This is a genomic window from Streptomyces sp. NPDC051310 (assembly GCF_044455245.1).
Lineage (GTDB): Bacteria > Actinomycetota > Actinomycetes > Streptomycetales > Streptomycetaceae > Streptomyces.
In genome coordinates this window covers 71,559-93,574 of record NZ_JBITEO010000001.1, presented here as the reverse complement: position 1 = coordinate 93,574, position 22,016 = coordinate 71,559, and the positions used below count along the sequence as shown (strand labels likewise).

13 protein-coding genes and 1 pseudogene are annotated in these 22,016 nt (G+C 72.9%); 9 read left to right on the top strand and 5 right to left on the bottom strand.

Annotation, left to right across the window (positions count from 1 at the left end):
• Positions 1-8 precede the first annotated feature (8 nt).
• From ACIA79_RS00375 to ACIA79_RS00355, 5 genes are all read left to right on the top strand, one after another.
• Positions 9-1,670, top strand: coding sequence for a glycoside hydrolase family 13 protein (locus ACIA79_RS00375; RefSeq protein ID WP_399425580.1), 1,662 nt, complete (start codon positions 9-11; stop codon positions 1,668-1,670).
• The gene (locus ACIA79_RS00370; protein WP_399425578.1) at positions 1,658-2,752 is read left to right on the top strand and encodes a LacI family DNA-binding transcriptional regulator; all 1,095 of its coding nucleotides are present in this window, start codon (positions 1,658-1,660) and stop codon (positions 2,750-2,752) included. The genes ACIA79_RS00375 and ACIA79_RS00370 overlap by 13 nt, the downstream gene beginning before the upstream one ends.
• A gap of 417 nt (positions 2,753-3,169) precedes the next feature.
• The gene (locus tag ACIA79_RS00365) at positions 3,170-4,873 is read left to right on the top strand and encodes a carbohydrate-binding module family 20 domain-containing protein (protein ID WP_399425576.1); all 1,704 of its coding nucleotides are present in this window, start codon (positions 3,170-3,172) and stop codon (positions 4,871-4,873) included.
• Between the two features lie 225 nt (positions 4,874-5,098).
• Entirely contained in the window at positions 5,099-10,489 is a 5,391-nt protein-coding gene (gene pulA / locus ACIA79_RS00360; RefSeq protein ID WP_399425575.1) for a pullulanase-type alpha-1,6-glucosidase, read from the top strand.
• A 150-nt stretch (positions 10,490-10,639) separates the two neighbouring features.
• Positions 10,640-10,990, top strand: coding sequence for a 5-carboxymethyl-2-hydroxymuconate Delta-isomerase (locus ACIA79_RS00355; protein ID WP_399425573.1), 351 nt, complete (start codon positions 10,640-10,642; stop codon positions 10,988-10,990).
• Here ACIA79_RS00355 and ACIA79_RS00350 read toward each other — a convergent pair.
• Complete coding sequence (locus ACIA79_RS00350; RefSeq protein ID WP_399425571.1) at positions 10,975-11,712, bottom strand: TetR/AcrR family transcriptional regulator; 738 nt, start codon at positions 11,710-11,712, stop codon at positions 10,975-10,977. The genes ACIA79_RS00355 and ACIA79_RS00350 overlap by 16 nt on opposite strands.
• Positions 11,713-11,775: 63 nt before the next feature.
• Between ACIA79_RS00350 and ACIA79_RS00345 the strand changes: the two genes are divergently transcribed.
• The 3 genes from ACIA79_RS00345 (at position 11,776) to ACIA79_RS00335 (ending at position 14,224) form a co-directional block, all read left to right on the top strand.
• The gene (locus ACIA79_RS00345) at positions 11,776-12,063 is read left to right on the top strand and encodes a hypothetical protein (protein ID WP_031069569.1); all 288 of its coding nucleotides are present in this window, start codon (positions 11,776-11,778) and stop codon (positions 12,061-12,063) included.
• Positions 12,064-12,500: 437 nt separating this feature from the next.
• Positions 12,501-12,746 carry a hypothetical protein gene (locus tag ACIA79_RS00340; RefSeq protein WP_399425570.1) on the top strand — a complete coding sequence of 82 codons (246 nt, stop codon included), beginning with the start codon at positions 12,501-12,503 and terminating at the stop codon, positions 12,744-12,746.
• A gap of 251 nt (positions 12,747-12,997) precedes the next feature.
• Positions 12,998-14,224 (top strand): glycosyltransferase, encoded by a 1,227-nt coding sequence (locus ACIA79_RS00335; protein ID WP_399425569.1) that lies wholly within the window; start codon positions 12,998-13,000, stop codon positions 14,222-14,224.
• Between the two features lie 284 nt (positions 14,225-14,508).
• Here ACIA79_RS00335 and ACIA79_RS00330 read toward each other — a convergent pair.
• From ACIA79_RS00330 to ACIA79_RS00320, 3 genes and pseudogenes are all read right to left on the bottom strand, one after another.
• Positions 14,509-14,703: pseudogene (locus ACIA79_RS00330) on the bottom strand (metal-dependent hydrolase); the annotation flags it as partial.
• Positions 14,704-14,768: 65 nt separating this feature from the next.
• Positions 14,769-16,727 carry a hypothetical protein gene (locus tag ACIA79_RS00325; protein ID WP_399425566.1) on the bottom strand — a complete coding sequence of 653 codons (1,959 nt, stop codon included), beginning with the start codon at positions 16,725-16,727 and terminating at the stop codon, positions 14,769-14,771.
• 30 nt (positions 16,728-16,757) lie between these two features.
• Positions 16,758-19,829: an alpha-N-acetylglucosaminidase gene (locus tag ACIA79_RS00320; protein WP_399425564.1), complete on the bottom strand. Its 3,072-nt coding sequence runs from the start codon at positions 19,827-19,829 to the stop codon at positions 16,758-16,760.
• A gap of 102 nt (positions 19,830-19,931) precedes the next feature.
• On the opposite strand from ACIA79_RS00320, the gene ACIA79_RS00315 reads away from it, so the two are divergent.
• A complete protein-coding gene (locus ACIA79_RS00315) occupies positions 19,932-20,408 on the top strand; it encodes a hypothetical protein (protein WP_399425563.1) in 477 nt (158 codons plus the stop codon).
• Positions 20,409-20,482: 74 nt separating this feature from the next.
• Here ACIA79_RS00315 and ACIA79_RS00310 read toward each other — a convergent pair whose 3' ends face one another.
• Entirely contained in the window at positions 20,483-21,994 is a 1,512-nt protein-coding gene (locus ACIA79_RS00310; protein ID WP_399425561.1) for a DUF1996 domain-containing protein, read from the bottom strand.
• Positions 21,995-22,016: the final 22 nt, after the last annotated feature.

Here is a 22,016-nt window from a genome sequence, read left to right as displayed (position 1 = left end):
GGGAAGACATGACCCAGCACCTCGCTGCCCCCGCCGCCCCGACCACCGGCACCACCGGCACGCACACGGGCTGGTGGAGAGACGCGGTCATCTACCAGGTCTATCCGCGCAGCTTCGCCGACGGAAACGGCGACGGCATGGGTGACCTGGAAGGCATCCGCAGCCGGCTGCCCTACCTCAAGGATCTGGGCGTCGACGCCGTCTGGCTCAGCCCCTTCTACGCCTCGCCCCAGGCCGACGCCGGGTACGACGTCGCCGACTACCGGGCCATCGACCCGATGTTCGGCAACCTGCTCGACGCCGACGCGCTGATCCGCGAGGCCCACGAGCTGGGCCTGCGCATCATCGTGGACCTCGTCCCCAACCACTCCTCCGACCAGCACGAGTGGTTCCAGCGCGCCCTGCGCGAGGGCCCCGGGTCGCCGCTGCGCGAGCGCTACCACTTCCGCAAGGGCCGCGGCGCGGACGGTGCCGAGCCCCCCAACGACTGGGAGTCCATCTTCGGCGGACCGGCGTGGACCCGCGTCGCGGACGGCGAGTGGTACCTGCACCTGTTCGCCCCTGAGCAGCCCGACTTCAACTGGGAGCACCCCGCCGTCCGCGACGAGTTCCGCTCCATCCTGCGCTTCTGGCTCGACATGGGCGTCGACGGCTTCCGCGTCGACGTCGCCCACGGGCTCGTCAAGGCCGAGGGGCTGCCCGACATCGGCGCCCACGACCAGCTCAAGCTGCTCGGAAACGATGTCATGCCGTTCTTCGACCAGGACGGCGTCCACGAGATCTACCGCAGCTGGCGCAAGGTCCTCCAGGAGTACGACGGCGAGCGCGTGCTCGTCGCCGAGGCCTGGACCCCGACCGTCGAGCGCACCGCGCACTACGTCCGCCCCGACGAGATGCACCAGGCGTTCAACTTCCAGTACCTCAGCACCCACTGGGACGCCGCCGAACTGCGTGGCGTCATCGACGCCTCGCTCGCCGCCATGCAGCCCGTCGGCGCCCCGACCACGTGGGTGCTGTCCAACCACGACGTGACGCGGCACGCCACCCGGTTCGCCAACCCGGCCGGCCTCGGCACCCAGCTGCGCACCCCCGGCGACCGTGAGCTCGGGCTGCGCCGGGCCCGCGCGGCCACCCTGCTGATGCTGGCGCTGCCCGGTTCCGCCTACCTGTACCAGGGCGAGGAGCTCGGCCTTCCGGACGTCACCGACCTGCCCGACGAGGTCCGCCAGGACCCCTCGTTCTTCCGGGCGAGCGGCCAGGACGGATTCCGCGACGGCTGCCGCGTGCCCATCCCGTGGACCCGGGAGGGCTCCTCGTACGGCTTCGGCAGCGGGGGCAGCTGGCTGCCGCAGCCCACGGCGTGGGGCGCCCTGAGCGTCGAGGCGCAGACCGGCGACCCGTCCTCGACGCTGGAGCTGTACCGCAGCGCGCTGCTGGTGCGCCGCGAGCAGCCGGGCCTGGGCGCGGGCGACGGCGTGGAGTGGCTGAAGGCGCCCGAGGGCGTGCTGGCCTTCCGCCGCGAGGGCTTCGTCTGCACGGCCAACACCACCGGCCGGGCGATACGGATCGACGTGCCGGGGCGGATGCTGCTCGCCAGCGCGCGGGTGCGCACCAGCGTGGACGGCACGGCCGAGCTGCCCGCCGACACCACCGTCTGGTGGGCGGTGTGACGGTCCTCGCGCCACGCGGCGACGGACCGGTGGAGCCGCGGGGCGAAGCAGGAGGGGGCGCCCCGCGGCTCGCCGACATCGCGGCCCAGGCGGGCGTCAGCGAGGCCACCGTCAGCCGGGTCCTCAACGGCAAGGCGGGCGTCGCGGGCGGCACCCGGACGCGGGTGCTCGCCGCCCTCGACGTGCTCGGCTACGAGCGGCCCGTACGGCTGAAGCGGCGCAGCGCCGGACTCATCGGCCTGGTCATCCCCGAGCTCACCAACCCCATCTTCCCGGCGTTCGCCCAGGTCATCGAGCAGGTTCTGGCCGGGCACGGCTACACGCCCGTGCTGTGCACGCAGATGCCGGGCGGCGCCACCGAGGACGAGCTGGTCGAGCAGCTGGAGGAGCGGGGCGTCACCGGCATCGTGTTCCTGTCCGGGCTGCACGCCGACGCCGCCGCCGACCCGGCGCGGTACGCCCGGCTCGCCGGGCGCGGTGTGCCCTTCGTCCTGATCAACGGGTTCAACGAACACATCGACGCGCACTTCGTCTCGCCCGACGACCGCTCGGCCGCCCGCATGGCCGTGCGGCACCTGGTGGAGCTGGGCCACGAGCGCATCGGGCTCGCCATCGGCCCCACCCGGTACGTGCCGTCGCGGCGCAAGGCCGAGGGGTTCGTCGCGGCGCTGCACCAGCTGCTGGGCGTCGACCGGGCCGCTGCGGAACTGCGCGTGCAGTCCACGCTGTTCGGTGTCGAGGGCGGGCACGCGGCGGCCGGGGTCCTCCTCGACCAGGGCTGCACGGGGATCGTGTGCGGCAGCGACCTGATGGCGCTCGGCGCCATACGGGCGGTGCGGGGGCGCGGCCTCGACGTGCCGCGGGACGTGTCGGTGGTCGGGTTCGACGACTCGCCGCTGATCGCGTTCACCGATCCGCCGCTCACCACCGTGCGCCAGCCGGTGCAGGCGATGGCGACCGCGGCGGTCGACGCGCTGCTGGAGGAGATCGACGGCAACCCGGTGCAGCGCACCGAGTTCGTGTTCCAGCCGGAGCTGGTGGTGCGCGGTTCCACGGCGCAGCCGGGGCCGCAGCCGCGGTGAGGAGGCCCGGGACCTGCCCTGTTCGGGGCGGCGGGGTCTTCTTCGGCCCCGGGCCTCCCGGTACGTCACCGGCCGCGGAACAGCCGGCGAGCGGTGGACCGGCCCGATCGGCCGGGCGCGTGGGGCCCCGGGGTGCAGGGGACCCTCGGCCGACCGGACCGGAACGCTGGTTGAAAGTAGCACCGCTGCAACTCCTTGCGAAAGGTCTTGCAGCCGGTAATCCCGCGGATTTCCGGGGTGTAACCGGACTGTGTCCAAAGGGTTGACCGTACGCCGACGGGCTCGTACGGTCTCGACCGAAAACTCTTGCTGCTCTTTTGCAGCAAGAGCCTTCACCCCCCAGGGCCTTGCGGGCATGGCGCGTTGCCGCACGAGGCTGCACCGACGCATCCGCACCTCCCTTCCCCAGGAGGAAACATGGCCAGAAAGCCCGTGGCCGCCGCGCTCGCCCTCGTGGCGGGAGCCGCAGTGGCCGTCACGGCACCCCCCACCCCGGCGCAGGCCGCGCCGCCCGGCACCAAGGACGTCACCGCGGTGATGTTCGAGTGGAACTTCGCCTCCGTGGCGAAGGCGTGCACGGACACCCTCGGCCCCGCCGGTTACGGCTACGTCCAGGTCTCGCCCCCGCAGGAGCACATCCAGGGCGGGCAGTGGTGGACCTCGTACCAGCCGGTCAGCTACCGGATCGCCGGCCGTCTCGGCGACCGCGCCGCCTTCCGTTCGATGGTGGACGCCTGCCACGCCGCGGGCGTCAAGGTCGTCGCCGACACCGTCATCAACCACATGGCGGCCGGCTCCGGTACCGGCACCGGCGGCTCCGCGTACACCAAGTACGGCTACCCGGGCCTGTACTCGTCGTCCGACATGGACGACTGCACCGCCCACATCACCAACTACCAGGACCGGGTCAACGTCCAGCACTGCGAGCTGGTCGGCCTCGCCGATCTCGACACGGGCGAGGAGTACGTCCGCACCAAGATCGCGGGCTACATGAACGACCTGCTGTCGCTCGGCGTCGACGGCTTCCGCATCGACGCCGCCAAGCACATGCCGGCGAACGACCTGGCCGCCATCAAGGCCAAGCTCACCAATCCGTCCGTCTACTGGAAGCAGGAGGCGATACACGGCGCCGGCGAGGCGGTCTCGCCCAGCGAGTACCTCGGCAACGGCGACGTCCAGGAGTTCCGCTACGCCCGCGACCTCAAGCGCGTCTTCCAGAACGAGAACCTCGCCCACCTCAAGAACTACGGCGAGGCCTGGGGCTACATGGAGTCCGGCAGGTCCGGCGTGTTCGTCGACAACCACGACACCGAGCGCCAGGGCGACACCCTCACCTACAAGAACGGCTCCGCCTACACGCTCGCCAGCGTGTTCATGCTGGCCTGGCCCTACGGCTCCCCGGACGTCCACTCCGGCTACGAGTGGACCGACAAGGACGCCGGCCCGCCCGGCGGCGGGCAGGTGAACGCCTGCTACAGCGACGGCTGGAAGTGCCAGCACGCCTGGCGCGAGATCGCCTCGATGGTCGCCTTCCGGAACGTGGCCCGCGGTCAGGGCGTCACGAACTGGTGGGACAACGGCGGTGACCAGATCGCGTTCGGCCGCGGCGACAAGGCGTACGTCGCCCTCAACCACGAGACGTCCGCCCTCACCCGGACGTTCCAGACGTCGCTGCCCGCCGGCGACTACTGCGACGTCCAGAACAACCGGACCGTGACCGTCGGCGGCGACGGCCGGTTCACGGCGACGCTCGGCGCCGGCACGGCCGTCGCGCTCCACGCCGGGGCGCGCACCTGCGGGACCGGATCCACGACCCCGCCCCCCACGGCCACCGGCGCGTCCTTCGCCGTCAACGCCACCACCGTGCCCGGCGAGAACATCTACGTCACCGGCAACCAGGCCGCCCTCGGCAACTGGAACCCCGCCGGCGCCCTGAAGCTCGACCCGGCCGCGTACCCGGTGTGGAAGCTCGACGTCGCCCTCCCCGCGGGGACGTCCTTCCAGTACAAGTACCTCCGCAAGGACGCCGCCGGGAACGTCACCTGGGAGAGCGGCGCCAACCGCACCGCCACGGTCCCGTCCGACGGGAAGGTCGCCCTGAGCGACACGTTCCGCACGTGACCGGGTGCGGGCGCCGCCCCCGCGGGCGGCGCCCGCCCTCCCTCCCCGGCTCCGGCGGGCCGGGGAGGGACCCTCGCCCCCGGCGACAGCACGCCCCCATCGGTTGCGGCGCGGAGCTGCCGCGTCGCAGGGGCCGGGGCGTCGCCCCGGCCCCCTTCCTCCACCGGCCGCCGGCCGAAGGCCGCGGGCCGGGCGGGGTGGGAACCGACTCGTTAAGGAGAACCCTTGTTCCACAACAGACGGCGGCGGCGAAGCGCCGTCACCGCGCTCGTCACCGCCCTCGGCGCGGGCCTCGTCCCCGCCCTGCCGGCGGCGGCCGTGACCGCCCCGCCCGCCCCGCCCTCCGACAAGGCGCTCGCGGCGCAGCCCGCGCGCCACGACCTGACCCGCGAGCAGTTCTACTTCGTGCTGCCCGACCGGTTCGCCAACGGGGACGCGCGCAACGACCGCGGCGGGCTCACCGGCTCCCGCCTCGCCACCGGGTACGACCCCGCCGACAAGGGCTTCTACCAGGGCGGCGACCTCAAGGGGCTGACCGAGAAGCTCGACTACATCAAGGGCCTGGGCACCACCGCCCTCTGGATGGCGCCGATCTTCAAGAACCGGCCCGTGCAGGGCGGGGGGAAGGACGCCTCGGCCGGCTACCACGGCTACTGGATCACCGACTTCACCCAGGTCGACCCCCACTTCGGCACCAACGAAGACCTGGAGAAGCTGATCGACAAGGCCCACGCCAAGGGCATGAAGGTCTTCTTCGACGTCATCACCAACCACACCGCCGACGTCATCGACTACCGGGAGAAGTCCTACGACTACCTCTCCAAGGGCGCCTTCCCGTACCTGACCCGGGACGGCGTCCCCTTCGACGACAGCGATCACGCCGACGGCACCGCGCCCTTCCCGAGGACGGATCTCGGCACCTTCCCGCGCACCCCCGTCGTCCCCGCCGGCCAGAAGGACGTCAAGGTCCCCTCCTGGCTCAACGACCCCGCGATGTACCACAACCGGGGCGATTCGACCTTCGCCGGGGAATCCTCCACGCACGGCGACTTCGCCGGCCTGGACGACCTGTGGACCGAACGCCCCGAGGTCGTCGAAGGCATGGAGAAGATCTACCAGCGCTGGGTGCGCGACTTCGACATCGACGGCTTCCGCATCGACACCGTCAAGCACGTCAACAAGGAGTTCTGGACGCAGTGGGCCACCGCCCTCGACGCGTACGCCGCCAAGCGGGGCCGGGACGACTTCTTCATGTTCGGCGAGGTGTACTCCGCCGACCCCGCCTTCACCTCCCAGTACGTCCGTGAGGGCCGCCTCGACGCCACCCTCGACTTCCCCTTCCAGGCGGCCGTCCGCGGCTACGCCTCCCAGGGCGGCTCCGCCGCACAGCTCGGCCGGCTCTTCGGCGACGACTACCGCTACACCACCGACAAGGCCAACGCCTACGAGTCGGTGACCTTCCTGGGCAACCACGACATGGGCCGCTTCGGCACCTTCCTCGCCCAGGACAACGCCCGGGCCGACGACGCCGAGCTGGTACGCCGCTACCGGCTCGCCAACGAGCTGATGTTCCTCTCCCGGGGCAACCCGGTCGTCTACTCCGGCGACGAGCAGGGCTTCACCGGCGCGGGCGGCGACAAGGACGCCCGCCAGCCCCTGTTCGCCTCGCGGATCGCGGACTACCTGGACGACGACCAGCTCGGCACCGACCGCACGCACGCGTCCCCCGCGTACGACACCGGGCACCCGCTCTACCGGCAGATCGCCCGGCTGGCCGCGCTCCGCAAGGCCCACCCGGCCCTCGCCGACGGCATCCACACCGAGCGGTACGCCGCCGACGGGCAGGGCGTCTACGCCTTCTCCCGCACGGACACGTCCTCGCGGAGCGAGTACCTCGTCGCCGTCAACAACGCCACCGCGCCCAGGACGGTGACCGTCCCCACCGGCTCCGCGGACACCGGCTTCCACACCCTGTACGGCGGTGAGGGCACCCGCACCAGCGACGGCGACGGCAGGCTCACCGTCACCGTGCCCGCCCTGTCCTCCGTCGTGCTCAAGGCCGCCAAGCCGCTGCCGGCGCCGGCCGCCGCGCCCGCGATCGCCCTGAAGGCCCCGGCCGCCGGAGCCTCCGGCACCGTCGAGGTCACCGCCGACGTCGACGGCGGAGCACTGAACCGGGTCGTCTTCGCCGCCCAGCAGGGCAACGGCCGCTGGCAGGTCCTCGGCTCCGCCGACCACGCCCCCTACAAGGTGAACCACACCGTCACCGCCGGCGAGGGCACCCCCCTGCGCTACAAGGCCGTGGTCGTCGACAGCGCGGGCCGCACCGCGAGCGACCTCGCCACGACCGTCGCGGGCCGCGCCCCCGCCGAACCGGCACCGACCGCCACCCAGCGGGACTACGCCGTCGTCCACTACCGCCGCGCCGACGGCGACTACACCGACTGGCGGCTCTACGCCTGGGGCGACATCGCCGACGGTGAGGCCACGACCTGGCCCGAGGGCCACGCCTTCACCGGCCGCGACGCCTACGGCGCCTTCGCCTGGGTCAAGCTGAAGCCCGGCGCCTCCGGCGTCGGCTACCTCGTCATCGACAAGGACGGCAACAAGGACGTCTCCGCCGACCGCACCATCGACCTGTCGAAGTCCGGCGAGGTGTGGATCGAGCAGGGCAAGGAAGCCGCGGCGACACAGCCGCCGGCCGGCGCCTACCCGCCGCAGGACACCACCAAGGCGCTCCTGCACTACCGCCGCGCCGACGGAGCGTACGACGGCTGGGGCCTGCACGTGTGGACCGGGGCCGCACAGCCCACCGACTGGGCCAAGCCGCTCCTGCCCGTCCGCACCGACGCGTACGGCGCCGTCTTCGAGGTGCCGCTCGCGGCGGGGGCCACCTCGCTCAGCTACATCCTCCACAAGGGCGACGAGAAGGACCTGCCCGGCGACCAGGCGCTCGACCTCAAGGCGAGCGGCCACGAGGTGTGGCTGCTGGGCGGACGCGACAAGCACCTGCTGCCGCAGCCCCAGGGCGGCGGCGCCGCCCTCGACCTCACCAAGGCCACGGCGGTCTGGATCGACGGCACGACCGTCGCCTGGAACGGCAACCCCGCCGCCGCCTCCACCCAGCTGCAGTATTCGCGCACCGGCTCCCTCGCCGTCCGGGACGGCGTGCTCACGTCCGACGACGCGCGCATGCTCCGGCTGCACCCCACCACGCTCACCGAGGCGCAGCGGGAGAAGTTCCCCCACCTGGCGAAGTACACCGCGTACACCGTCGACCCGCGCGACCGCGACCGGATCCGCGAGGCCCTGCGCGGACAGCTCGTCGCCACCCAGTACGCCGCCACCGGCGCACTGCTGTCCGCGACCGGCGTGCAGACCGCCGGCGTCCTCGACGCCGTGTACGCGGCCAAGGCCCGGCAGAAGGCCCTCGGCCCGGTGTTCCGCCACGGCAGGCCCACGCTCTCGGTGTGGGCGCCCACCGCCCAGCAGGTCGCGCTCGAACTCGGCGGCCGGCGCGTGCCGATGAAGCGCGACGCCACCACCGGCGTCTGGTCGGTCACCGGCCCCGCGAGCTGGCGGAACAAGCCGTACCGCTACCTGGTCACCGTCTGGGCGCCCGGCGCCGGGAAGGTCGTCACCAACAAGGTCACCGACCCCTACTCCACCGCGCTCACCACCGACTCGGTGCACAGCCTGGTCACCGACCTCACCGCCCCGGAGCTCGCCCCCAAGGGCTGGTCCACGCTGCGGAAGCCGGCCCCGACCCCGCTGCGCGACGCCCAGATCCAGGAGCTGCACATCCGCGACTTCTCGATCGGCGACCCCACGTCGAAGCACCCCGGCGGCTACCTCGCCTTCACCGACACCACGTCGGACGGCATGAAGCACCTCAGGAAGCTGGCCGCCGACGGCACCTCGTACGTCCACCTCCTGCCCGCCTTCGACATCGGCACCATCCCCGAGAGGAAGCCGGACCAGACGGCCCCCGCCTGCGACCTGAAGGCGTACGCGCCCGACTCCGACGAGCAGCAGGCCTGCGTCGCGAAGGCCGCCGCCGGGGACGGGTTCAACTGGGGCTACGACCCGCTGCACTACACCGTCCCCGAGGGCTCCTACGCCTCCGACCCCGAGGGCACGCGCCGCACCGTCGAGTTCCGGCAGATGGTCCAGTCCCTCAACAAGGCCGGGCTGCGCACCGTGATGGACGTGGTCTACAACCACACCGTCGCGAGCGGCCAGGCGGAGAAGTCCGTCCTGGACCGCATCGTCCCCGGCTACTACCAGCGGCTGCTCGCGGACGGCTCCGTCGCCACCTCCACCTGCTGCGCCAACACCGCGCCCGAGAACACGATGATGGGCAAGCTCGTCGTCGACTCGGTCGTCACCTGGGCCAAGGAGTACAAGGTCGACGGCTTCCGCTTCGACCTCATGGGCCACCACCCCAAGGCGAACATGCTCGCGGTCCGCGCGGCCCTGGACGCGCTGACCGTCGAGAAGGACGGCGTCGACGGCAGGAGCATCGTCCTGTACGGGGAGGGCTGGAACTTCGGCGAGGTCGCCGACGACGCCCGCTTCGTCCAGGCCACCCAGAAGAACATGGCCGGCACCGGCATCGCGACCTTCTCCGACCGGGCCCGTGACGCCGTCCGCGGCGGCGGCCCCTTCGACGCCGACCCCGGCGTCCAGGGCTTCGCCTCCGGCCTGTTCACCGACCCCAACGCGTCCCCGGCCAACGGCACCCCGGCCGAGCAGAAGGCCCGCCTCCTGCACTACCAGGACCTGATCAAGGTCGGCCTGTCCGGCAACCTCGCCGGCTTCACCTTCACGGACACCCGGGGCAAGGAGGTCAAGGGCTCCCAGGTCGACTACAACGGCGCCCCGGCCGGCTACGCCGCCGCCCCCGGCGACGCCCTCGCCTACGCGGACGCGCACGACAACGAGACCCTGTACGACGCGCTCGCCTTCAAGCTGCCGGCGACCACCTCGCCGGCCGACCGCGCCCGCATGCAGGTCCTCGCCATGGCGACCGCCACCCTCTCCCAGGGCCCGGCGCTCTCCCAGGCCGGCAGCGACCTGCTGCGCTCCAAGTCCCTGGACCGCAACTCGTACGACAGCGGCGACTGGTTCAACGTCCTCAACTGGGACTGCCGGGCCGGCAACGGCTTCGGCCGCGGCCTGCCGCCCGCGGCAGACAACAAGGACAAGTGGTCCTTCGGCCGGCCGCTGCTGTCCTCGCCGTCCCTGAAGGTCGGCTGCCCGGAGATCACGGGCGCCTCCGCCGCCTACCGGGACCTGCTGAAGATCCGCACCACGGAGAAGGCCTTCAGCCTCTCCACGGCCGACGAGGTGCAGTCCGCGCTCTCCTTCCCGCTCTCCGGCGAGGACGAGACCCCGGGCGTGATCACCATGCGCCTGGGCGACCTGGTCGTGGTCTTCAACGCCACCCCCGAGCGGCAGACCCAGACGGTCGCGGCCCTGACCGGGAAGGGGTACGCCCTGCACCCGGTCCAGGCACGCGGAGCCGACGCCACCGTCAGGTCGTCCGCGTACGACCCGGCGACGGGCACCTTCACGGTCCCCGCCCGCACCGTCGCGGTCTTCACCCAGCGGTGAGGCCGGTTGCGCGGCGCACGTGAGCCCCGCGCGGACCGGGACGTGAGCCCCGCCACACGATGAGATTCAGCGGCGCCCTGATCCATGATCAGGGCGCCGCCTATCGTGGTGGGGACCGCACGATCCGTACGAGCGCGGGAGTGACCGCCCATGCCTCAGATAGCAGTCGACTACTCCGCCTCCCTCGACGAGGCGTTCGACCGGCGGGGGTTCGCCCTCGCCCTGCACCCGGTGCTCGGCGCCACCGTCGGCGCCAACCCCGCGGTGTGCAAGACGCGGTTCCGGCGGGCCGAGGAGACGGTCGTCGCCGACGGCACGACCGAGCAGGCGGTCGTCCACGTCGCGGTGGGGCTGGCACCCGGCCGCCGCGAGGAGGCCAAGGCACGGCTCACGGAGGCGGTCCTCGCGCTCGTACCCCAGCACCTGAAGCCGGTCGACGGGCTCACCGTGCACATCTCCGCCGAGGTGCACGACTTCGCACCGTCCTACCGCCGGCGCTGAGCGGGGACCTTCGGCACCAGCATGCCCAGCCGGCCGGCGAGGTCGCCCAGCGGCCCGTCGGCCGGCTCGTCCGCCAGCATCCGCAGCACGATCCCGGCCATCTCCTCGTCGTACGCGGCGCTCACCGCCGTCAGCGCGGCGAAGTCGTGCACCAGCTGGCGCTCCAGCTCGGCGCGCGGGATGCGGCGCCCGTCCAGCCACAGCAGCGCCGTCGACTCGGCGAGCGACACCCACGACCGCACGACCAGCTCCAGGCGCGCGGGCGGGTCCGTGACACCGAGGTGGGCGAGGATCTGCTCGTACGCGGCCTGCCGCACCTCGTCGATGATCGCGTTCGTCGGTGACACCGCGCGGGGGCAGTCCGCCCCCGCGGGCACCGCCGGGCCGCCGCGCATCAGCGCCGAGAAGCCCGGCCCGTGCTCGTCCACGAAGGTGAAGAACCGTTCCATCACCCGCAGCAGCCGGGCCCCCAGCGGCCCCTCGTGCGGCTCCTCGAACCGGGCCGCCAGCTCGTCCGCCGCACGGCGCAGCGCCGCCTCGTACAGGCTCTGCTTGCCCGGGAAGTAGTGGTACACCAGCGGCCGGGAGATGCCCGCGGCGGCCGCGATCTCGTCGATCGACACGTCCTCGGGGGCACGGTGGCTGAACAGCTCCAGCGCCACGCCGATCAGCTGACGTCTGCGCTCCTCGACACCCATTCTGCGGCGCACCCCGGTCGTCATGGCGCACAGCCTAACGGTCCCTTCGAACGGTGCCCGCTACACCTTCCGTTAGGCTCCCCGGACATGAGCCTCTCCGACCAGGAAACGCCCCGCACCGGACTCTCCCCGCGCCAGGCGCGGCGCCTGCGGATCGCCGCCGCGTCCGTCCTGCTGGTGGCGATGGCGGTGGTCCTGGTCCTGCGGCTGGCCAGCCGCACCTCCGTCCTGGTGGTCGGCGTGTACGGGCTGGCCATGATCCTGTGCGGGGTGGTCATCGAACTGAGCCGCAACGGCCGTACCCGGCTGGGCACCTGGCTGCTCGGCACCGGCCTGCTCGCCGCCCTGGCCGCCGACTGGCTGCTCCTGCCGTAGTACTCCAGCAGCGGATCGTGTCCTGAGCTGGTGGTTGTCGGTGTCAGGACATGGTGGGGATGGTTGGGGCCCAGGTGTGGGCTCTGGAGTTGGAGTCAGTGTTCGCGCGGGTGGCGGGCCGGTTCGGGCGGGCGAATCTGCGGTGGCGGATGCGGCACTACCTGCGCGGGCTGTTGGCGCCGGTGGCCCGGAAGAACGGCTGGCAACTGGCCAGTACGCGGGTCACCGCACCCGGGATGGATTCCAGAGACTGCTCAATTCGAGTGTCCGGGACGCGGACGTCCTCCGTGACGATGTCCGCGAGTACGTCGCCGGCAAGCTCGGTCCTGGTGGTGTGCTGATCGTCGACGACACGGGTTCATCAAGAAGGGCAGCACCTCGGCGGGGGTGGGCCGGCAGTACACACGTCCGGGAAGATCGACAATTGCCAGATCGGGGTGTTCGCGGCCTACGCCACCAGCCGCGGACGGGCCCTGGTGGACCGGGAGTTGTACCTTCCCAAGGCCTGGACCGGTGACCGGGAACGGTGCCGGGCGGCGAAGATCCCTGACGAGCGGGAGTTCGCGAGCTTCACACGGGCAACCCCCGCGCGCGGGGACGACTACCCCGTTGACCTCGAGCCGCTCGGCAGCGGACTCCCCGCGTGTGCGGGGCCGACGGCTGCTCTTCACCGCGCGCCGTGACCCTCCCAGGACTACCCGTGCGGGCGCGGGGACGATATTGAGTACCGGTGTACGACGTTGTGCACAGCCGGACTACCCCCGTGGCTTCGTTCACGAGTTTCGACAGCGGATGTCCGCGGTTTTGAGCAGCACGCCGACCTGGCGGTGTTCGATGTTCACGAGTACCGACAGCACGGCCGGGGCTGGAGGCGCGCTGGGAGCCCCTTGGCCGGCGAGGCGGCCGGGCGCCATCCGTCAAGGAGAATCGCTGCATGCGGATTCTGATCATCACTGCCGGTTCACGTGGGGATGTCGCGCCCTTCACCGGCCTGGGGCGGCGCTTGCTGGACGCCGGCCATCAGGTCGCCGTGGCCGCTCACGCGTCCTTCGCCGCACTCATCCAGGGGTGTGGTCTCGATTACCGGCCTGTGCCGGGAGACCCGCAGGGGCTGATCCGGGACTGGTCCCAGGCGGCGTCGCGGGAGGAGGCCCAGGCGCTGACGAGGGCGTACGCGGACGGGCTCGCCGACGGGGTGGCGGAAGCCGTGGCGGGCGGGGCCGACCTGCTGCTCACGGCCTCCGGCCCGGCGCCGCTCGGCCGGGCGGCCGGCGAAGCGCTTGGCATCCCTGTCATCGGCACGTACCTCGTACCGGCCTTCGCCACCAGAGCATTCGCGCTGCCCAACGCACGCAGCACCGTCGGCGGCCCGGGGCCGGAGGGCAACCTCGCCGCAGGTCGGGACGTAGTGAGACGCGCGGAAGAGGCCTTCGCGGGCGCCGCGACCCGGCTGCGCGCCCATTTCGGGCTGCCCGGCGCCGGCGCGGCATCGTCATCGGGGGACATCCGGCCGGTCTTCCACGGCTTCAGCCCGCTGGTGGTGCCGCGCCCCGGGGACTGGCCGTCGCGGGCGGAAGTATCGGGCTACTGGTGGCCAGCGCGGCCGGACGGGTGGCAACCCCCGGCCGAGCTGGTCGACTTCCTCGCGGCCGGTCCGCCGCCGGTGTTCATCGGGTTCGGCAGCATGGCGCCAGGACAGGGGGAACGGCTCAGTGAGCTGGTGACTGCGGCTGTACGGCAGGCGGGGGTGCGTGCGGTGGTGCAGGCGGGGTGGGCCGAACTGAGTGGCTGGGGTGACGACGTTCTGGCCATCGGCGACGTCCCGCACGACTGGCTGTTCCCTCGTACCACCGCCGTCGTCCATCACGCCGGGGCGGGTACGACCGGAGCCGGACTGCGGGCCGGAGTGCCCGCTGTGGCCGTTCCCGTCATGGCCGACCAGCCGTTCTGGGCGTCTCGGTTGTACGAGCTGGGGGTCACCCCCCGACCTGTGCCGTTCCAGGACCTGACCGCCGAAGCCCTCGGGGACGCGATCACGGTCTGCCTGTCCGAGCCGGCCCACCGACGCCGCGCGACCGAACTCGGCCACCGCATCGCAGCAGAAGACGGCGCCGCCGCGGTGCTCACCCACATCGACTCAGGGGACGCCAGAAGAATCTGAGGAATACTCCACCACCGTGCTGTGGTGTTAGGCCGTCCGAGGCACTCCGCCGTATCCGGTACTGCCGAACTCGTGAACAACTCGGACTCCACCGTCCCCCGGACGCCTCCCAAAGTCGTGAACAAACGCTGCCAGAGTTGGTGTACGAAGCCACCCCCGCGCGTGCGGGGACGGCACCTGCACCGAGCGGCACGCGGAGCAGGAGGTCGGACTACCCCGCGCGTGCGGAGACGACGTCGTCCAGCCGACGTAGCCACCGGAGACGCCGGGGCTACCCCGCGGGGCGGCAGGACCTGCCGGTAGACGTGGACGAACCAGCGCTCCCCCGCCGGGAGCAGCAGGTGCAGCACGTTGATGGTGTGGGTGGTGAACGGGTCGCCCGGAACCCAGTGGAGCGGGGTCTCCTCCCAGTCGAAGGAGACCTTCCGGGCCTTCAGCTCGGTCCGCTCGGCCTGTATCGCCACCGGCGTATGAGACATGGCGTCAATGTACTGATGGGTACGCGCCGGGAACAGGGCCGTGCAGCCGGTGGTTCACCGGCCGGTCAGCGCAGCACGCCGATCTCCGACCCGTCCTCCAGCCGCCCGCCGAGCTCGACCTGGCCGGCCGGCTTGCCCTCCACCGGCACCGCGATCCGCCGGCCCTCCTCGTGGCCCCGCACGGCGCCCGTCACCTCGACCGACGCCACCTGCGGACTGCCGGCCGCCACCATGTACCACTGCCCGGCCGGCGACTTCCACAGCGCGCCCGCCAGCACGTGCGGCTCACGCGCCCCGCACGCCGGGGAGTCGTCCGCCTGCGCCACCACCGAGCCCGCCGCCACCGCGCCCGGCTTCGCCGCCGCCGCCGGGGCCTGGAAATGGGCCAGCACCTTGCCGCCCGTGCCCCGCCAGGTCTCCGCGCGCGTGCACAGCCACCGGGCGGGCCCGGCGGCGGCGTCCGTTCCCGGAAGGTCCTGCTCGGCGAAGCGCCAGGAGTTCACCGACCGCACCCCGTGCGAGCGCACCACCGGCAGCAGACAGGCCGTCCGCGCCCACTCCGCGCGCGCCGCGTCGTCCGTGACGTCCGCGGGCGCGGACGGCGGACCGGAGGTGAGCCGGGCCGGGGTGAGCTCGCCGAGGTCGGTCAGCAGCCGGGTGGCCACCCCGTCGCGCACCTCCAGCGCGTCCCACGTCCGGCACTGGCTCGGCGCGACCGGGCTGAGCATCGGCTCGGTGACACCATGCGCGTCCCGCTCCAGCGGACGCGCCGCCTCCGACGGCCGCAGCAGGTCCCGCACGGCCACGCCCCGCACCCACGGAGCCGTCAGGTACCGCACGTTGGCGTTCGTACGGCCCACCACCAGAGCGCCCGCGGACGCCGTGTCCGCGCCGTCCGTCCGGACGAAGTCCAGCGCAGCCCCGGCCGTGCCGTCCTTCGGCTCCGCGTACCGCACCACCCGCAGACCGTCGTGGAACAGCACCACCCGCGCCTGGTCCACCTCACCCGCGAACAGCAGCTGCGGAGGCCCCATCGGCGGTCCGGGCGGCGTCCCCGGCGCCGCCGAGGCCTGCACCGTCGGTCCCGGCCGCGCCCACACCGCCAGCGCCCGGCGCAGCAGCGCCGTGTCGCCGGTGAGACCGCCCCGCGCGGGCCACACCGAGAAGTCGGTGCGCGCCGAGCGCTGCCACAGGGCCGGGGCGACGCGCCGCACATGAGCCGGGTCCAGCGCCGCCTCCGACACCGGGTTGCGGGCGTACGGCGGAGCGGCCGCCCCGTCGGGACCCCAGCCGTCGCCGGGCAGGCCCAGCAGCGTCCCGCACACCACCGCGGCGGCCAGCGCCGCCAGCGCCGCCCTGGTGTGCTGGCGGCGCCGCATCAGATCGGTCGGGCGCGCCTGCAGGGAGCACGGGTCGAACTCCGCGGACTCCAGCAGCCCGGCGCCGCTCGTGCCCCGGGCCGCGTCCACACCGCCGGCCTCGGCCAGCGCCGCACCCGGGTCCTCGACACCGGCGGCCGCCAGCACCCGGCGCACCTCCGCGTCCCCCTGCCGCTCCAGGCCGCGCAGCACGTACGCCGCCCGCCCCGCGCCCGACAGCGTCGACAGCCGCTGGTCCAGGGCCAGTTCGTCGGCGCCGCCGGAGCGGGGGAACAGCCGCAGGCCCCACACCTGGGGCAGCAGCGGCGGCAGCTGCGCCCGCTTGGGCCAGGCGCGGCGCCGCAGCGGCAGGCCCGCCTCCAGCGCCTGGCGCAGCACCTGCCCGCGCACGTACGCGTACCCGGGATCGACCGCGTCGTCGCCCGCCCGCCGCTGGCCCGGCATGGCGGGGTCGACCGGGCCGCGGCGCCGCGGCAGCGAGCGCTGGACGAGCGCGTGCGCGGTCAGGACGCGGCGGTTGCGGCCGAGGGACGGCGGCAGCACCAGATAGGCGATGCGGACGAGCCGGGGATAGTGCTCGACGAGCGCCGCCTCGGCCTGTTCGACGTCGAGGGGGGCGGGGGTAGCCAGTTCCTGGGTGCTCACGTTCAGCAGAACGAGCGAATCCTGCGATGGTCACCTGCCGCCCGGGCTCCAGCCGGCCGGCCCGCTGAACACCGCGGTGCCGCGCTCCCCGCCGCCGCCGTTCGCCGCCGTCATGAACAGGCCCGCGTCCTGCGCGGCGGCCGCGCCCGGCAGCCGGACGGTGGCGACCGTCCGCCACGTCGTGCCGCCGTCCGCCGAGCAGGCGCCGGTGAAGGCGTCGCCCGCGCGCGACAGCCGCAGGAGGAGCGGCGCCCGGCAGCCGGGGCCGGTGATCCGCCGGTAGGTGTCGAGGGCGCCGTCGCCGTCCGCGTCGTACGTCAGGGCCACCCCGCTCGCGGGCGTGACCGCCAGGTTGAGGAACCCGGGCGCCGAGGGCATCGGGAGCGCGTTCCGGACGACGATCCCGGCGCGCGCCCAGCCGCCGGTCGGGTCCTGCGCGTCCACCCGGACCGTCAGGGTTCCGCCGTCCTCCAGGGCGCCCTCCCGGTAGAGGGCCCCGAACTCGGCGACGCCCTTCCAGAGGTCCTGGCCGCCGCCGTTGACCGCGTACCGGTCGCCGAGCTGCCCGAAGACCGCGCCGTTGGTGGTGTACGTGCGCCAGGACGCGTCCAGGGGGCCGGCGGCGTACAGGCTGCCCCGGTGCACGGTGGTGACCGGCTCCTCGCCCGCGGGGCCGTACGTGGTGCGCAGCTCGTAGGGGAGCGGCTCGACGGGGTGGGCGAGCGGGCGGTCGGGGGCGGTGATCCCCCAGGAGACCTGCCCGCTGCCGGCCGCCGGGACGGCAGCCAGCTCCAGGGGCGGCTGATCGCCGAAGCCCGTGAGGACGAAGCCGGCGCGGCCGGTGGCGCGCAGACCGTTGACGTTCCGCAGGGTGGCGGTGACCAGTCCCTCGGCGCCGGGAGGGAGCCCGGCCGGGTCGCAGGAGACCGTGACCTCGCCCTGGAAGGGCGCCGCGGCGAGGACGTCGTGGACCTTCCGGGCCGTGCGGTACGGGTCGTGCGGGGGCCGCACGGGGTAGGTCCGCGTGCCGCGAGTCCAGCGCTCCTCCCGCGCGTACCAGTCGAAGTCCTTCGGGGGCCGGCCCTCGGCGAGGGCGTCCGCCAGCTCGTCCAGATAGGCCCGCCACTGCGGCAGGTGGACGTCGGCGATGAGACCGGACCAATCGCGGTTGGCGTAGTTGGCCAGGCGTCCGCCGTCGGCCGTGGGCCGGTCCGCCCAGGTGGTGATCAGCACGCGGGCGGTGCGCTCCAGGCCCTCGCGGCGCGCGTCCGCGAGCCACGGCCCGAGGAGGAAGGCGCGGTGCGAGCCGGACATCTCGTCGCCCAGCCGCATCAGCTCCAGCCACAGCCGGGACAGCGCGCGGAAGGTGTCGAGGTCCTGCTGGGCGTACGCGGCCCGCAGCAGGCCGATCAGCTGCCAGGAGCGGTTGGCGACGGCCTGGCGGCCCAGGTCGGTGAGGTCGTAGCGGTACGCGTCGGAGCGGCGCAGCGGCTCCCGCACCCCGAGCAGCGCGGCGAACGCCCGGTCGAAGCGGGCGGGGTCGAAGGCGGGGGAGTGGGTGGCGTAGTGGGCGCCGGAGCGGGCGGCCAGGCTGGGCCGGGCCGCGAAGACCGAGTCGTGGGGGCGCCCGTCGCGGCTGGTGATGCGGTACGCGGTGTCCCGCAGCACCGCGAACGCCTCGCGCGCCCGGGGGTCGTGGCCGCCGTAGCGCAGGTCGGCGTACGCCTCGAACCAGCGGGCGCGGTCCACGGGCTCCCGCCGCCAGGCGAGCTCCGAGAACAGCTCCAGGGCGGCCGGGTCCCGCTCGGCGGCCTCCGGCATGTACGCCGTCCCGGCGAGCGCCGACCCGGGCTTGTCGCGCCAGGCCGGGAAGCGCTCGGTCCACACGTGGGTCCGGGCGCCGAGGGTGGTGCGGCCGCCGAAGTTGGGGATGGTGCCGAAGGCGTACGGGACACCGCCCCAGTCCCGCTCGCGGTCGGTGACGGTCTCCAGGTCGGACAGCCCGTCCACGACGAGCACCGTGCGCCGGTCGAGGGCGTCGAGCAGGTCGCGGCGCGGATTGGCCTGCCAGCCGAGGACGATCCACAGGGCGCCGGGGCGGGCGCGGTGCAGGGCGGCCTCGACGGCGCGGGCGGCCTCCGGGACGGGCACGTCGCCGGGGGAGCCGCCCTCGTGCAGCAGGTCCATCTTGAAGTGCCGCACGTCGCCGAACAGGTCGGCCTGGTGGCGGTAGAAGGCGGCGGCGAACGCGGTGAAGACCGCCGTGCGCGGGTCGAGCCAGTCCGGCCGCCGCAGGCCCGCCCAGAGGCCCTGCGGCACGGTGCGGGCGCCGGGGTTGCGGGCGGCGAAGCCGTCGGGGACGGTGCCGAAGCAGCCGGGGAGGACCGGGTGCATGCCGAGCTCGCGGATCCGGTCGGTGATGCGGCGGCCCAGTGCCGCGCGGCGGGCGATCAGCCCGGGGTCGAGCGGGCCGCCGTAGCCGCTCATGTTCTGCAGCAGCCACCAGGGCTGGTGCGAGGGGGCCGGGAGCCAGGCGCGGGCCTCGGCGTCGGAGTAGCCGAAGTCCTGGAGGAGCCGGTGGTGGACGGCCTCCTGGCCGACGGTGACGAGGACCTCGTTGCAGCCGTGCAGGGCGAGCACGTCGATCAGCCGCTCCCAGCGCGGCCAGTCGGCGTACGGGGCGGTGTAGCCGTCGTGCGTGTCGTTGAACGCGAACCGGTGCGGGACGGTCGCCTCGTGCGCGAGCGGGGTGCCGGGCGCGGGGAGCCGGCGCGGGAGGTCCAGCTGCGAGCCGGACCAGGAGATGTGGGCGCCGCACACGTACTTGAGGTACCAGTGGACACCGGTGAGGAGGGTGGCGGGGCTCGTGCCCGCGACCTTGATGCGGCCCGGCGTGCCGGTGACGCGGAACCGCTCCGGGCCGTCCCCGAGGGGGGTGAGGCGGAACTGGTCCGCGTGGCCGGGCAGGAGCCGTTCGAGGGCGGCGCGGGCGGGCCCGGCGCCGGTCGCGTTCGCCATGGCGGGCCCGTTCCCGGCGAGGGCGGCGCCCACGCCGATTGCTCCGGCGGTCCCCAGCAGCGTACGTCTCGACACTCCGGACACAGCGCTCCTCCATGGTGCTGACGGAACATCAGGTGCGATGGGGGACGCACGTTACCCCGGGTTCCCGCCCGGAGCAGGGGTGCGAACCGGCACGATGGCCAGATGCGCACGGAACGACGAACACGTACGGCACGGGTGGCGGTAGCCGCCCTCATATCCCTGGCGTTCCCGGTCCTCGCGGCCTGTGACGCCGGCGGCGACGGCGGCGGGAAGACGGACGCGGCGCCGCCGACGGCGACGGGCACGCTGGAGCAGCTCGCGGCGAAGGCCGCCTGCGAGCCGGAGATCTCGACGGACGCGGAGGAGCTCCGCCAGGCGAAGTGCGAGACCGAGGACGGCGCGTACGTCCTGACCACCTTCGCCACCGACCGGGGCCAGCGAGAGTGGATCAACGAGGCCAATGACTACGGCGGCGCGTACCTCGTGGGCCGCAAGTGGGTGGTCTCCGGTGACGAGAAGGTGGTCGCAGCACTGCGCGGCCGGCTCGGTGGCGACGTGGAGACCGGCTCGTCGCACCACTCGGGGAGCAGTGGCGGTGGGGGAGACGAGGGGTCCCACTCGGGGCACCACGCGAGCTGACCGCGCAGGTAAGGGGGGATGGACCGGACGGTGCACCCCTGATCCCCCGATCACCGGATCGGGGGATCAGAAGGTCAGGCACACCGGCGTCCGCCGTTGATGCAGTTCACCATCTGGTTCATCAGCCGGCTGTTGAACACGTTGATGAAGTCACCGTGGTCCGTGATCGGCTTGTGCAGCTGCTCCGGGAACGAGTCCACGGCGAAGACGGTCCCCTGCGGAACGTCGTAGACGATCCGCTGGACCAGCTGCGGAATGGCCCGGAAGCCCTGCGGGCACCGGCCGTTCCCGTCCGCGAAGGCGACATGCGTCCGGTGGTTGGCGCTGTCGGTGTTCTGGCCGTCCCAGCAGCTCTGGAACTTGAAGGTGCGCACCACCTGGCTGCCCTGCGGGCAGATCGGGTACTTGTCCTTCAGCTGGCGGTCCTCGAACCCCGTGCAGCTCCACGACGCATTGGCGTTGGCATCACCGTTGGTGAACGCCTTGGCGTCTCCCGTGATGATCCGCAGGAAGCGCGGCATGGCGCTCACCTTCGAGACCGGACTGCCGACGAAATTCATGGTGACCTGCGAAGGCGTCAGGATTTCACCGACGTTCTTGTCGTTCCCGCCGCCGTCGGCATTGGCGTCGTTCTCGTTCTGCCCGTTCTGCGCGCGCAGGACCGGCCAGAAATAGGTCGACTTGTCGCCTTGGTTGCGGCAGGTCGTTTGGCCGCGGGCCAGGTCGTCGTCGCTGGCGAAGGCGTCGTTGGCCTGGTTGCCGACGTAATCGTGCATGTGGTGCGCGCCATTGCTCACACCGGGTGCCACGATGACGTTGTCCGGGTTGAACTTGCCGTTCTCGTTGCGGCCGCAGTCGGTGACGAAGCTGCCGCGCGAGGCGCCGCGGAGCTGGCGGGCCTTCTGGACGTTGGGCTGGACGGACTGGATGTCGACGAAGTCACCGGCGACCGGCCCGTTGCCGGCCTGCCCCTGACCTTGGCCCTGATCCTGACCCTGGCCGTTGCCCTGGTCCTGCCCGTTGTCCTGGCCTTGGTCCTGGCCGTTGTCCTGCCCGTTGTCCTGGCCCTGATCCTGGCCGTTGTCCTGACCCTGGTCGCCGCCGAACGTCGTGTCGTCCGCCTGCAGCTTGCAGGGCGCCAGGCTCGACAGGCTCTCGGGCCGCTCGCCGCTCCGGCCGATCGCGATGACGATCCGCTCGATGGCGGCCAGCCGCTTGTCCTTCAGCGGGGTGAGGATGGCATTCTCGGCGAACCGGGGATCCTGCTGGATCCGCTGCTTCTCTTCGGCGAACCGCTGATAGGCATCGGTGATCTGGCTGTCCATGTTCGCCAGTTCCCGGTCCACTTCCCCGCGTGCCTGGTCGGGCACCTGGGGAAGACCGTTGGCGACTTCGGGGCAGTCGATGGTCGAGACCTGCTGACCGGTGTTGAGGGTGTTCTGTTGCTGAGGCGGTGGGCTGGACCAGCCCTCGCCCGCGGATGCGTAGAAATTGGCCGCTACCAGCCCACCCCCGCCCAGTATCAGGGCAGCCGAGGCGGCGATCGCCCGGTTGGCCAGCGTTGAGCGTTTTCGTGTGCGTCCCATGGAACTCCAATCCCGGGAGGGG

Coding starts and splice junctions, on each gene's coding strand:
- ACIA79_RS00375 (WP_399425580.1), top strand. CDS start 9: ATGACCCAGCACCTCGCTGCCCCCGCCGCCCCGACCACCGGCACCACC.
- ACIA79_RS00365 (WP_399425576.1), top strand. CDS start 3,170: ATGGCCAGAAAGCCCGTGGCCGCCGCGCTCGCCCTCGTGGCGGGAGCC.
- ACIA79_RS00355 (WP_399425573.1), top strand. CDS start 10,640: ATGCCTCAGATAGCAGTCGACTACTCCGCCTCCCTCGACGAGGCGTTC.
- ACIA79_RS00350 (WP_399425571.1), bottom strand. CDS start 11,712: ATGACGACCGGGGTGCGCCGCAGAATGGGTGTCGAGGAGCGCAGACGT.
- ACIA79_RS00345 (WP_031069569.1), top strand. CDS start 11,776: ATGAGCCTCTCCGACCAGGAAACGCCCCGCACCGGACTCTCCCCGCGC.
- ACIA79_RS00335 (WP_399425569.1), top strand. CDS start 12,998: ATGCGGATTCTGATCATCACTGCCGGTTCACGTGGGGATGTCGCGCCC.
- ACIA79_RS00315 (WP_399425563.1), top strand. CDS start 19,932: ATGCGCACGGAACGACGAACACGTACGGCACGGGTGGCGGTAGCCGCC.
- ACIA79_RS00310 (WP_399425561.1), bottom strand. CDS start 21,994: ATGGGACGCACACGAAAACGCTCAACGCTGGCCAACCGGGCGATCGCC.